Consider the following 13,678-nt stretch of genomic DNA (forward strand, 5'->3'; position numbering starts at 1 on the left):
ATTATCCTCGTAAGTAGATGACTGCAATTTTTTTGATTTGTGTGGATGATGTGAAAGTCACGGCATGCCGCGCTTGTGCAATGGTATAGGGGCGCTCAAAGTCTTGGTCATGCTGGCGCATGCCTTTGCCTGGCGTATCGCTTGAGCAGAGATAATCGCCCGCTTCAATATCGCCGCCTTGGCCGCATACATTGAGTACACCTTCACCCAAGGCGTTAAACTCAATGATGTCGTGACTGTGTTGGTGTTCTAAGAACTTTTGAAATCCCCTAAAGCCCGATAATGCAGCGGGCAGCGGTGAGGTGATGGGGTGCCTTGTGACAAATACGCCTCTTACTGTGCGCTGCGCTTTACGGCTAGAGATACTCATCTCACACATGGCATTCGACATATCAGATATATTGACCAGCGCCGTATCACACACTAAATCTCCAGGCTGAATGTCAACATCTTTAGCCATCAGTCCATCATGGGCCCCTGTGAATGGGCCAATGGCACCGCGGCGGGCATATACCGCATACGGACCAACTGAGTACGCAGTGATGGCATGACCGCTGGTATTATGCGGATTGCTCACTGACACCGTGCCAGGCGAGCCACTGTTTCCCACAAAACGAAACAAGGCCGGCCAAGTGGACGCATGCTCTGAACTCCAAACAAAGCCATTGCCGAACATCGCATGGGCCCTGAGCCCGTCATGATTGATTTTGACTTTTTGGTCACTCGCAGTGAGTTCATTGATAGTGCCTATGGCGGAGATGATACTATTGGCAATGACCGTGCCATCGACAAGTTGACTGCCATGAATGCGTAAAGTAAAACTCTCCCAGCGGCTTCCAGTAAAACGTTTGGTGGTTTGTATTTTGGGGTTGCCACTTTTGTGTATGGTGACAATATCGTTGGTCACAGCATAGCCGCCAGGGCAAGCTGAGTGCGCGGTGGTGTCTGACCAACCCCCTGTTGAGGTATCGGTTTCGTAGCGACCCGCACCACGTGCGCCAGTTTCACCATGTAGACCATCTTTACCGTCAAGCCCACGAATATCGTCTTCGGACTCAACCACAAAATCCCCCAGCTCTAATCGGCCGCGAAACACGTGAACTGGATTTGCAGGGTCACGGTTATCAATATAGGACGTAGGTATAAACGACTCGCCAACCATTACGCCCTGGCGGATAACATCACCCACCAAATCAAGGTTGCCGATGTGACCGTCATTTAAGCCAACCACGCCGGTAGCATGGCCTTGGTTGTTAATTAAAAAGCCGCCGCGCGCAATAAGCCGACCATCCTGTGTTTCAAAGGCTTGGCGAATATCTGAAATGCTGGCTGTGTCACCTGCAGTATTTTCAATTTGGAGCTTGCGAATAAACTCCGCGAGTGGGCCATCCACCCAGCTATGGCCTGCTGCAACACATAAAGCGGCATCGGTCTCACTCGTGAGATTGCCTTGCGCATCGATACAATAACCCACCGCAGCGCGGGTGTAGGTGATGGCGCTGGCTAACGTTGTCGAGTCACCTTGCGCTACTTTGGCCACCAAGTCTTGTCGCTGACTACTCAGCGCCGAATCAAGATTTGAGATAAGCTCGGTGGTGTCCTTAAAAGCAGACTCCGTGTTTGCGGCAAAAGCCGTGAATGCTTGGTCACGGACTAAGTTTGCGTGGTCAATGTCCGCAAAAGCATTGGTTACATCGCTAAAGGCGGCTTGTGTGGTGCGCGTAAATGCGGCAAAGCGCGCATCGCGTGTCACATTGGCTTGTCGCTCACCCGCAAAGGCTTTGGCGATGGAGGTGATAACCGCGCTGTTTTGTTGATGTATTGCGCCCAGCTCTAGTGTGTAACTCGCTACGCTTGCAAGCTCATCGGTGGTGGCTTTGAGCTTATCTTGTGCCAGGGCAAGTTTGATGTCTAATTGCTGCAGCTCGTTGTTTTGAAGTAAGGCGTTATAGGCGGTAATTACTTCATCGAGGCGCTTTGCATCCGCGCCAAACTGCAACCCTTGGACTTGCACAATACTCTGATTGATTTCACCTTTGATGGCATCGAGTGTGCTCGATACATTGGCAAACTGCTCATCCACACCGTCTTCTTGTGCGTTAAAGACGGTGATTTGGTCTTTGATGTAACCGGCAGCACCGGCGATAAAGCGCTCTGCCGCATTGGCTTTTTCAAGTGTGCCGTTGTCATAAAAAGATTGAAGGGCGGCGGTAACACCATAAACGGCATCAAAGGTGCTAATCGCCTGGCTTACTTGACTGGCGGTTTGATAGCCTCGACTGTCGACCAGTAACGTAGCTAAGCTCATAGAGCGCTCTACCACAGGGCCGTCTACCCACGAATGACCTGCCAGTTCGCATGCAACCGCATCTTGCTCAATAGTTCGATTGCCTTCGCTGTCGATACAATACCCCACCAGAGCGCGGGTAAAGCCTTTGGCCTCTGCAATGGCTTTTTGGCTTTCATGGGTAATTTCAGCGCGCAGTGTTTCAGTGCGTTCGCTGCTTGCTTGGCGCGCATTGGTAAAAGCCTTACCGAGAATATCAATACTAGCCGCGCTTTGGTTGTGCAGCGCGATGAGTTGGGTGGATTGAGACGATAGCGCACTGACGTCATCGGTAACTGCGGACAGTTTCTCACTGGCATGAGCCAAAGTAATCGCGTGCTCGGCTAAGTCTTTCTCACGTAAAAACTGGTTATACGCCTCTAATACCTGGTTTAAATCTTTGTCGGCCAAATCAAGCTGAATACCTTGTATTTGCGTAACCGATTGCTGTATTTCCCCAGCCAGTGCATCAATGTTGTGCTCAGCCATGGCCAGCTTTTGGTTTACGCCATCTTCTTCATTGAGATAACTGATAACCTGATTTCGAATGGTGGCATTTGCGCCATCTATCCAGGTCTGCGCCGCATTGGCTTTGATTATGATGTCATTGTCACTGAGTGCTTGCAGTACCGCACTGATACTGTATTGGGTGTTAAATGAATTAATGAGCGTTTGCACGTTGCTTTGGGTCTGATAGCCCAAACTTGATACCCACGCTGTCGTAGCGTATTGCGCCATGCGTCCTGTGCCTGCATCGAGCTCTTGTTCGAGGGTGGTGGTGCGACTGGTGATGTCTTTAAGGGCTAAATCATTGGCCCCGCGTTTGCCGATTTCAATAAAGTCGATATCACACGCGCCTAATTCAAACTGCAACCACGCAATGAGTCCGGTAAAACCCGCCGTGCCGGTTGCATCAATTTGGATAACTTCCCAATCAAAACTTGCAGGCTCGGGCAAAAACAATGCGCCACCTTGAAATTGAATGCGGCCAAACCAAGTGCTGCGCTCATGTTTGCGCACACGCAGCCTAAACATGGGATTGCCGATGGCATCGAGCGAGATAGCCGGGCTAAAGAGTGTGCTTTTACACACCAAGTACCCAAGCACATGGTGACTTTCAAAGCCTGCAAAGCCCTCGGCACTGCTGTTAAACTGCCAGCTGTAGGCAGGCGTGAGCGCAGCTAGGGCACCGGCAATTTGGGCGTTCACTTCAGCGAAGGTGGCGCGCTGTAAAATCTGGCCTGCCTGCAGCTCGATTTGTGCACGGGCATCTATGAGCTTTTCTTCGCTTTGTTTTATGCGTCGAGACTCAAAATTAATACGCGCATGGGCGCCATCCATCAAAGACACCGCTTCACTAAATTGCGTATCCGTGTACGAAAAAGCCCGATTCACAATGGTGCCAGACTCCGCATCCACAAACACCGCCGCATCAATCAAACGCTCATTGTTTAAGGTCCTGCGCTCATACTCATTACGAAAGTTCGTATAACCAGCCGTCACATCAAACAGGCTTTTTTGCATGTCAGTCACCGCCAACGCAGTTTCATCGAGCTTGATTTTATTCAGGGCTATTTGCGCCGGAATGCCTTCAACAATGGAATCATCCAAGACTTGGGTGATATCTTCCAAACCTTGAATTTGTGCAATGTTTTTGGCAATCAGAGCGGGGAGGTTGTTTTCAGTCTCAGGGCGCAGTCTGTCTACTTGGGTGTTTAAGTCGCTTATTAAGTCTTGTGCTTCTTGGCTTAACTTCGCCAGTGGCATGTCGTTAATAAATTCAGTTAAATCCACCTCGGTTGTGGTGGCGGATATCTGCACCCAATCACTGTGGCCTAAATGGTTCACGGCACGACATTGAAAGTGATACTCCGTTACAGGCTGTAATCCAATGCGGGTGTATATTTGCGAAAATACAGCGGGACTTTGCTGCGGTGCATCATTGGAGCCCAAGAACTGCCATTCGAACTGAGTACCAATTCCCATTGCAGGCAAAGTCGCAGTGAGGGTAATTTGGTTATAATCCGCCACAAAAGAGAGTGTAGGGTTAACCGGCGCAGAGACACTAAATTGAATGGCCACAGGCGCTGCGCGCTGGCCAAAAATGTTCCTGGCATACACTTTGGCGGTATAAGTCCCAAGAGCGAGCTTTGGGATAAGCGCCTGCGTATAGGTCACTTTCTCATGGTAAATACGCATCCCACTTTGATAATACTCGATATCGTATTCGTGCACGGCCAACGGGGTTGGGTGTGCCCATTTCAAGATACCATTGCCATCTACATCCACGATGACTTGTACATCAACAATGGGCGAGGGCGGTCCTGTCACATAGTCACTGTTTGGGGTGATATCTGATGCACCAGGAACTAAGTCATCGGCCCAAAGCTGCGGGCTGTCTTCTATGCAGGTGAGGGTAATACCGCCATCTAAACGAAACTTTCGCCCCACCACGCGATACACCTTTTTAGTGATGTGCTCTTTGGGTAAGTCCACATACACGGTGCGACCCACAGCCGCTTGCAAGGCTTTGTGCTTCAGTGGTAGCTCGATGGAGCCCAGTCGCGTTTGCTCTAAGTGAATTTTGGCCAAGCGCTGGGCCGTAGTGGCACTTCTAACAAAGGGCAGGGAAATCGTCGTTTCAAGTAATTGAGTGTCTTTTGCAATGTAACCCTCTGCCCGTATTGGCGGAGCATCAGTGCGCTCATAATGTTGATTGGGGTCAGTAAAGGTGGCACGCACGACATTGGCTCTATCACGCAGGTCCGCATGCCATTTGATTTTAACGTTGCCCATCACATCAGATTGGTTAATCGTATAGGTGGGGTTGCCATACCAAGCCCCGACACGCACAAACCACTGGCCCATCTGGCGAAAAATTTTCCCTGCAAAGCAGCGCTCTAACTGATTTAAAATCTCAATGGGTTTACTGGTAAAACGAAAGGTGCCATTGCAGGTATAGCGCGGCTCGTACCTATCCACGCCGTCGCTGTCTTGATAGGCGGCGTTTTCATCACACACATTGGCTGCGGCAATCCACCAATTAAGCGGAATACGATGATAAGGCACTTCGTGCGCCCCATAAAAACGAATGTAGTGCAGGGCGCAGAGCACCGCATTTTGTGACCATGCCCAAGTTGCAGAGTCATCGGGGTGTTGCTGACTATCGCGTGGGTCCCAAAGGCGAGTGCCACGAATTAAAAACTCACAGTCGGATATCCCATCAGGGAACACTTCTCGGTTGTTTTCAAGCTCTATAAACACATGGGCCTGACCAAAGCCCACATGCGCATCCGTCCAGCCAGCCATTTTAGACACGGCCTGGCTATTCGCTGATGTGTGATTACCATCAGATAGGGCATAGTCCCAACTGTCCTCGGGATAATCTGAAAGCGGCTTATTAGCAATGTAAACTTCTTCCAACGCATCAATGGGCGCACCATTGATTAGCACAATTAGCTGCACCCATTTCTTTTCATCACGCTCCACAGTGGCTTGATGGGCAATCACACCGCCTACACGGTCGCGCCCAAAGGTGATACGCCGTGGCTGGTCAATGCCTTTTTGTAGTCCCTTCGCAAGTGTTGCATAGTCGGTTTCTGGCACATCGGGCGTGAGGCTATCCCACAGCGCGCCCACGGTTTCATCCCAAATCTTTTCAGAAAGACCAAACGGGTCGGCCAACTCATTGGCAATGTCCGCAACCTTACCCATGCGCACCTCCAAAAGCAGGCAGTATCTGGGAATAACAAGAATTGACCGCGCTCATTTCCAGCACACTTAAGCCAATATCAGTGACGCAGTACACATTGTTCATGCACACAATGCCGCCAACCAAGTCGCCTTCAAATTCAACCAAAGCAATGTCACCGCGCTGGGCATAGGCTATGTCAATGGGCTTTAAATGGTGTTTAAACACACTTTGAATATCTGAAAAGCCCAAGCGTGATAATCGCCGCTTTGCGCCAATCGCGCTCTTATACCGCCCACGAAAATCTGCGGCCACATCGACGCCGTTGACCACCTTCAACCAATCGGCCACAAACAAACAGCAATCAAAGGTGCCAAAGCAAAACGCTTTGTCTTCGCAGGTATCTAAATAACGCTGCAAGGCAAGGGGGCGCGTATTATGAGTTCGAGATTTAGTAAGCGCATTAGGGCAAGTGGACACCATCACGGCCTCCCACTGGGGAACCAGGTTGGGTATCGGGTAATACCGAACTGGTTGCCTCACTGTGCTCACTAAAGAACTTATCCTCGGGATACAGGGCGATTTGTGTGGCGTGATTCCAACGCTGATGAACCCGCGATTGCTTCCAGCGCTCAGACTCACCCGCAACAGATAACATCACTTTACTGACTTGGCCGCGCTCTACATCACACACCACGATATAGCCACTTTCTAAGAGCTGGGATTGATTGACCCGATAATGCTTATCGACCGTCACCAAATAGATTTCAACGCCCGCACCAATGGGGTCGTTTTCGGCCACTTCACCCAAAATCGCATCACTTTGGGTGTGCAAAGACAAACGAATACGGGCCGCATCGTTTTTATCATTGGCAGGAATTTCCCCAATGCGCCCAAGCATGCCAAGGCCAAACCAAGTGCGACCCAAAAAGCGCCGCTCACCAACACCGGTATGCAATAACACATCGCCACTTTTAAACGCCAAGCGCACAAAATAACGGGGGCGACACTGGGCAAGCTCAGCCACCAAAGCTCGATTTAACGCTTCCATTAAAACGCCTCCCGACCTTTGATTTTCCAAGCTGTCACAAAGCCGTTTTTAACCTGGGCTTCTGCTAAACCTTGTTTGTTATCCAATAAACGAAACACGCCAGCAGGGCGTCTAAAATAGACTGGGGTATTACTGGCAGGAATTTGGCGCATGGGCGATTCAAACTCAAGCGTACACGCGCCATGACTATCAACCATCACATCCGCAGTTAACACTTTAAGCTCCGCGTTTTCACCCACACCAATCTGAATACGATTACCCGCTTTGGCATACACGCCATTCACAGGCAAACCAGACACGTCCAACACATTGCCATCTTGATAAGGCTCTACAACACGGGCAAAACTGTCTAGCTCATCCTGTAAAAACCGATAATCAAAACACAAGAACTTGCCAACTGCACCACGACACTTGGCCAAGAACGCATCCAACGTCAACGCATCAGACTCAGATACATTGGCAAGCTCAATCTCAAATTCCCAATACGCGCCCTCAAGGTCATACACCTCAGAGGCATGATTGGTTTTACTGACGTGCAAATGACTATTGGGAACCAGCCGAAAAACGCAACGTTTTGGGGGCTTAGGTAGGGGAAGGTGCTCCATATTTTTTATCGCTCTTTGCTTTACTGTGTGAGCGAGTTTAAAAAATTAGGCGCCGGGATTTAGGTGTAAAATGTTTTACATTGAAATATTGAATTCGCAATATAAACCCATATAACGTATTAAATATTCGCCCATATTTAGTATTAAGGAGAAATAATGACGGGCTTGGTTTTAGAATTACAACGCGATGCATTAGATAACGAGGTAGACGTAGCTAATCTATTAAGAAAAGCTTTAGTCGTTTCAAGAAAGCTTGGCATTGAAGATATTCAGTTGTGGTTATCAAGGGAGTTGGGAGGCTATAAAGATGTTCAACCTGACGAAATACCGCATTATAGGAAAGTCGCCGGAGAAGTTAAGGCATTCAATGAATTCCATGGCTGGCAAACAGTTCATATAGAAAATACGAAGCTGGCAGAGCAGCTTTCTAGTAGAGTTATAGGGCAACCCGTAAGTGAATTGCCAAAATTGATGAGTGAAGATGGCAATAAAATGCTTGTTTTACCTTTTAATCCAAACTCTAAAAAAACATTCATGAGTATTATGAATTACCCAGCAGAGCCTGCATTTTTTTTTAGTGCCGCACAAATACAAGGGATCTTAGATGCAGTAAGAACTCAGATCTTAAACTGGGCTCTAGAACTGGAAGAACAAGGTATAACAGGTGAAGGGGTCAGTTTTTCACGAGACGAGAAGCAAGCAGCTAGCCAAGTAACGTATCAAATTACTAATAACATTCACAGCATGAATAATTCTCAGCTACAGCAAGATTCTGCAGGGGCTTCTCAAAACCTAACCGTTACATATGAGAGCAAAGAATTATTAAAACTAGTAGAAGAACTTAAGTCTAGTATCGAGCATCTGGAGTTGAGTAAAGAAGCAAAAAGCGAGCTATCAGCAGAAGTAGCTACCATCGAGATGCAATTAGCTTCCCCTAATCCTAAGTCAATGATTATAAATGAGTCATTAAAATCTAGTAGAGCCATTTTAGAAGGTATAACGGGAAGTGTTTTGGCTACAGGTCTGTTGCAACAGATTATCGCCTTTGGCTGATTGAAAATGATTTCTCGATATTCAGTATTAAATTGTATCGCTACGCTCATCAGAAATAAAGGAGAGTAAATGTTTAGAATTAATGATTCGATTGTGTTTCAGGGAAAAGAGTACACTATTTCAAAATTTTTAGGGCAAGGAGGTATGGGGTATGTTTTTTCCATTGAAGAAAAAAATGGAAACTCAAAGTTTGCTTTAAAGTCACTTCAACATTTCTTACCAGACGATAATAACTACCGCTCCCTTATCAACGAATGGGCACAAGCTCAAAAAATCACTCATGAAAATGTCATTTGCTACCGCGGTTTTCACGATGGGTTATCTGAACCAAGAACACCTTACCTTATAATGGACCTAGCTGAAGATGGTTCATTGGAAGATTTTTTGTTATCCCAAAACGAGTTTATGGAAGAGAGTGTTTGTTTGGAAATATTTCATCAAATAATAGATGGAATGGAAGCTGTGAACAAATTCTTAGTACATAGAGATATTAAACCAGATAACATTTTTATTGAAAAAGGTGTATTTAAAATCGCCGATTTTGGTTTAGCAAAAATAGCTGAAGAAAAAACACGTTCTAAAACATTTAAAGGATGGGGAACTGATCCTTATATAGCTCCTGAAGCTTACAGAGCGGAAACCAACACAATTCAGATGGATATGTACTCTATTGGTCATGTGTTTTATCAAATAGCCGGGATGCGACATGCTTACGGAACACCTGATGATTGGGAACAAGCTCACTTAACCGCCGTACCTAAAGCTCTGAATACCGTAAATGCTAATATATCTCCAAAAGTATCTGCTGTTATCAATAAGCTGATGGCGAAAAGACCACATGCTCGTTTTAAAACGTGGGACGAGGTTAGGCAAGAGTTAATTTGTGCCTCTCATAATGTTGGTGATCATAAATCAGCAATTGATAATATATTGCAAAAGAAAATATTGAGAGATTTAAAAGCTGAAGAGACCCTGTCAGCAGAAAAAAGTAAAGAAAAAGAGCTTAAGAGAAAAAGTGATATTTTAGACTTTCAGTTCAAAAACGAAATCATTCAGCCATTAAACGAGTTTGTTGATGATTTCAACAAAGTTTCTGGTTCTGGCTCAACAATGAATATGAATAAAGTTTCAGCTAAGGGAGGTTTAGACTTAACTAGCAACATTAGATTTGACCAAAAGAGTGTAAGAATATGGTTTCACAAGCTAGATGATTCTGATGTAATAAAGAGATATGTTGGCGGTTTGAGGAGCGAACATAAGCTTCTGTTGAGGAAACCAACCCTACACGGTAGAGATATTTTAGCTTGGGGCGGGATAGTTTCATCTGATAAGAGAGGCTTGAATATTTTATTGGTAGCATCTGAAAATGATGATTACGGCGATTGGTTTTTACTAGAAAACACACATTCCGCATTTGCACCTCCTGATGATAATAAACCAGAACCATTTGCATTTAGTTCTAGAGAGCTAGTTAATGAAATACAAAATATAGGGGTTATGCACATATATTCTCTAAATGTATCACCATTGGACATTGATAGTATTGTTGACTTCATTTCCAATGCTTTTTAGATTTGTCATCTCATAATTACATTCAAATATTGACTAACCTTTATCGGGTAAAAGGAAATTCAACATAAATTGATCCTTAAAAAACTGTTAAAACATTAAAGTATTTAACTTGAAACGAGCCTACACAGTATATGAAATCGCTCTAAACACTGCCCCTCGAGAGCTTATGCTCTCAACCACCACAGCCTCAATCTGCCGAGCAATGTTTGCACCGATCACATTACTTTGCTCGGCGTTTGCTGCACCTTCTACTGTGATCTGATTTGTAATGTTAATCACCATATTTTGGCCTGCAGCTTGGCGGTTGCCTGTATTGTAGTGTCTGGCCATATGGCTGATTTCGACGTTTTGTTTTGGTGAAAGGACACGTTCGCCGCGCTGTAGTACGTAAGTACTTTCATTTGGTACGTAGTCTAGGCCGCCGTGCGCGATACCTGCGGGTTGCTGTGATTTTATCATCCGAACTTGTTGCATACCCATGGCAATGGCCGCAGCTGCCGCAGCGGCACCTAGGGCTGGGCCGACGATTGGAATAGGGGCCAATGCCGCGAAAGACCCCGTTGCAGATTCATAGGTTTTGATTAAGGCTTGAGTAATAGCAAAAGCTTTGTAGAGTTTAAACGCAGTTTTGCTTTGCCCAGCCATCGCTTTAAAGCCTGCAGCGCCAAGGCCGACTACTGCGGACGTTTTCTCCCGGGCGTTTTTCGTCTCCCAGTTTGCAAACTCCATTAAGTGTTGTTGCATGGCACCGGTATTACGGGTGCGCGCCTGCATCAATCGTTCTTGGTGTGCGTGTTCATCGGCTTCACGTTGGCTATGAAAGCCTCTAGCCGCGTTCAGTTCTTGCTGGCGCTCTAGGTTTCGAATTTGATTGTCGGCGTTGTATTTGATTTCGCCGACTTCGTCATTTGCTGCAAGGCCAAGCATGCTCCTGCGTTTGGCATCGATGCGCGCTTGTTGTTTGGCTTCTTCGACGCGTACTTGGCTATCATAAGCGGCGAGGGCTTCGCGATTGGTGAAGCCTTTGATTTGCGCGATCCGGTCTTCTAATTCTTTACGTAAATCATTGCGGCGTTTTTCTTCTGCTTGGTTTTGGAGGCGCGTTTTTTCAGCTTCGCGCTTTTTGATTAGGGTTTGTTGGTCAGCATCCAGTTTTGTATCGAGCTGCTTTAAAATCGCGTCGTATTTAGCTTTGTTACCTAAGTCGTTTTCGCGTGCTTGAATGACCATTTCTTTGCGCTTTTTATAGCTGGCTTTTAGCCTGGCTTCTTCACCCAGTAGTGAAAGCTGCAGCTGCTGAATGTTTTGGGGTAGGGCATTCGTCGCTTGTTTGGCATTGTCTGCTATTTGCTTCCAGTCCAGCGCTTTGAGGTTTTGTTGTAGGTTTGCGGCTTGTGCAGCAGTTTTCATGGACTCGGCGCGAAGCTTTGCTTGCTCGTTGATGTAGCGCTCAATGCCTGCGATTTGGTTTTGATAGGTGAACTTAGCGCGGTCACTGCCCGCATTATTCATTTGCTGGCGCAGTTGTTTAATGCGTTTGTATGCGTTTTCAATGTTGTTTGTGTAGTTGATGGTTTGCTTTGAAGCCGAGGCAATTTGCGCTTTAGCGCTGATATTACCTACTGAGTTAAAGGCATCACCTAAGTCATAAAGGTGTGTTTCAAGTCTTTTTGAGCTGGTACTGGCTTTATCGCCTTGAGTAGCAAAATAGGCAATGGCTAAACCCGCGGTAACGGCCAGCCCAACAGGACCACCCAATAAACGCATTGCACGACTTAGCACTCGGCTAGACACCGCTGCTTTTTTAGAAACCGCTGAATAAGTGGCGGTTGCCGCGTTTAATTGCTTTTGCGAAAGCGTTGCACGTTGATTTGCACTGGCCAATTGATGGATCGCTTTGGCTCTAAGTGTTGTATTATTTGCCATGGCCAGTTGGCGCTTAGCAGCTGCTTGTTCTTGCACGGCACGTCGGTTTGCTTCTAACGCTGCGCGTTGTTGTGCTGCAGCTAACTGTAGCTCCGCTTGCAGTGCTTTGTGTGTTGCTAACGTTTTTGCTGTAAAGGCTGCAGTCGCATTCGCAGCACTCCCCGCCAATTTACTACCCATAACAATCGCCAAAGCCGTTGCCGAAGTAGTTAACCCTTCAACCAATTCTTTGTTTTCGCGTAGTTCTCGCATTCCAGCGGTCACAGCATTGGCCACTTCAACTACTGCAAAATTCACGGGCTTTTCATACTCACGAATAAGGCGCTGATACTCGTTGCTCATTTCAGCGAACGAGGCATTGATTTTGCCTTCAGTGGCTTCTGCTGCACCGGCATACTCGTTGAGTGCTTTGATTAAATAGCGTTTAAACATTTGGCTGGTGATACGGCCATCGTTGACCAGTTGCCTAAAGCCACCTGCAGCCACGCCCGCTGCTTTATCAAGCTTTTGTAAAAGCCCAGGCAATGGTTCGGTGACTTGGTTGAGTTCTTCTGCACGCAATACGCCTGCGGTCATACCTTGTGTCATACCAAACAAGGATTGCTCAAGTTGTACGTTACTCGCGCCCGTTTTAGCGGCAGCATTGGCCATGCCTTCAAGGATTGCTTTGCCTTGTGTCTGGGTCACAATGCCGACTTGTTGCAGGTTAAGGATTTTCGAGTAGGAATCTGCAAGGGTGGTGTATTGGGTATTGAGCCTATCTGCGGTTTCAAATAGATAGTTTTGTACTTGTTGATATTCACGCGTAGAATCGGTCAATCCTTGCAGGCGTATGTCTAATTGCTGCGCGGCTCCTGTATCGCGAATAAACATGGCGGCAGTGCCAATGGATGCTACACCTGCGAGGGTTACCCCCAATAACTCATAGCCGGATTGTAATACGCCAAGTTGTTTACCCATGGCGGTTTGTTGCTGCATTACTCTTGCCTGACTTGCGCCTAAGCGTTGATTCGCAGCGACCTGATTTTGAATTGCATGAGGCAGCCGGTTTAAGTCTTGGACGTTTTTGTGGGTGCCGGCGGTAACGGCTTTACCGTCATACTTTAAGCGAAGCGCTAGGTTCAATTGGTTTTTCATCGGGTCGCCTTAGTAATCCTATTACAGTGCGCTCTAAGAATTGGAGCTTGTCAAAATCAGTGGGGGTGAGGGCAATGTCGGTATAGCGCCAAGCAATTTCTGCCCTGGCATAATCTAGGGCCAGCTCTATGCCATCTTTGCAGTATTGCCATTGGGTATTGGCCGTTGAGAGCGCTTTAACAGCCATCCAGTTTTGTGGGAGTACGTATAAATCTGCTTTGCTATTTTCAACCTCAACCGGCGCACCAAAATGGGCTAAATCATCGTCTAAGTGTTTGCTGTGTGTTGCTAGGTCGCCCACAAACCACCTAGCAACG

The 13,678-nt window shown here is 46.9% G+C and carries 8 protein-coding genes; 2 read left to right on the plus strand and 6 right to left on the minus strand.

Translation table 11 applies throughout. The annotated features are described in order from the left end of the window. Position 1 precedes the first annotated feature (1 nt). The 4 genes from N480_RS17340 to N480_RS17355 are packed head-to-tail and all read right to left on the minus strand — an operon-like array spanning position 2 to position 7,673. Positions 2 to 6,040, minus strand: a complete 6,039-nt coding sequence (locus N480_RS17340; RefSeq protein ID WP_063373704.1) for a phage tail protein — start codon at positions 6,038 to 6,040, stop codon at positions 2 to 4. Then, on the minus strand, positions 6,033 to 6,500 hold the full coding sequence (locus tag N480_RS17345) for a DUF6950 family protein (RefSeq protein WP_231102280.1): 468 nt from the start codon (positions 6,498 to 6,500) through the stop codon (positions 6,033 to 6,035). The genes N480_RS17340 and N480_RS17345 overlap by 8 nt, the downstream gene beginning before the upstream one ends. Then, the gene (locus tag N480_RS17350; RefSeq protein ID WP_063373705.1) at positions 6,481 to 7,068 is read right to left on the minus strand and encodes a hypothetical protein; all 588 of its coding nucleotides are present in this window, start codon (positions 7,066 to 7,068) and stop codon (positions 6,481 to 6,483) included. The genes N480_RS17345 and N480_RS17350 overlap by 20 nt, the downstream gene beginning before the upstream one ends. Next, positions 7,068 to 7,673 (minus strand): hypothetical protein, encoded by a 606-nt coding sequence (locus tag N480_RS17355; protein WP_063373706.1) that lies wholly within the window; start codon positions 7,671 to 7,673, stop codon positions 7,068 to 7,070. Before N480_RS17355 ends, N480_RS17350 begins: the two co-directional genes overlap by 1 nt. Before the next feature lie 156 nt (positions 7,674 to 7,829). Here N480_RS17355 and N480_RS17360 point away from each other — a divergent pair, with 156 nt between their 5' ends. After that, positions 7,830 to 8,726: a hypothetical protein gene (locus N480_RS17360; protein WP_063373707.1), complete on the plus strand. Its 897-nt coding sequence runs from the start codon at positions 7,830 to 7,832 to the stop codon at positions 8,724 to 8,726. A gap of 69 nt (positions 8,727 to 8,795) precedes the next feature. Then, positions 8,796 to 10,298, plus strand: a complete 1,503-nt coding sequence (locus tag N480_RS17365; protein WP_063373708.1) for a serine/threonine-protein kinase — start codon at positions 8,796 to 8,798, stop codon at positions 10,296 to 10,298. A 120-nt stretch (positions 10,299 to 10,418) separates the two neighbouring features. Here the strand turns inward: N480_RS17365 and N480_RS17370 are convergent, their stop codons facing one another. Together N480_RS17370 and N480_RS17375 are read right to left on the minus strand one after the other, a co-directional pair. Further along, positions 10,419 to 13,361 carry a tape measure protein gene (locus N480_RS17370; protein WP_063373709.1) on the minus strand — a complete coding sequence of 981 codons (2,943 nt, stop codon included), beginning with the start codon at positions 13,359 to 13,361 and terminating at the stop codon, positions 10,419 to 10,421. Continuing rightward, positions 13,321 to 13,662, minus strand: coding sequence for a DUF1799 domain-containing protein (locus N480_RS17375; protein WP_063373710.1), 342 nt, complete (start codon positions 13,660 to 13,662; stop codon positions 13,321 to 13,323). The genes N480_RS17370 and N480_RS17375 overlap by 41 nt, the downstream gene beginning before the upstream one ends. Between the last annotated feature and the right edge of the window lie 16 nt (positions 13,663 to 13,678).

The organism is Pseudoalteromonas luteoviolacea S2607 (assembly GCF_001625575.1).
In the GTDB taxonomy this organism is placed as follows: domain Bacteria; phylum Pseudomonadota; class Gammaproteobacteria; order Enterobacterales; family Alteromonadaceae; genus Pseudoalteromonas; species Pseudoalteromonas luteoviolacea_E.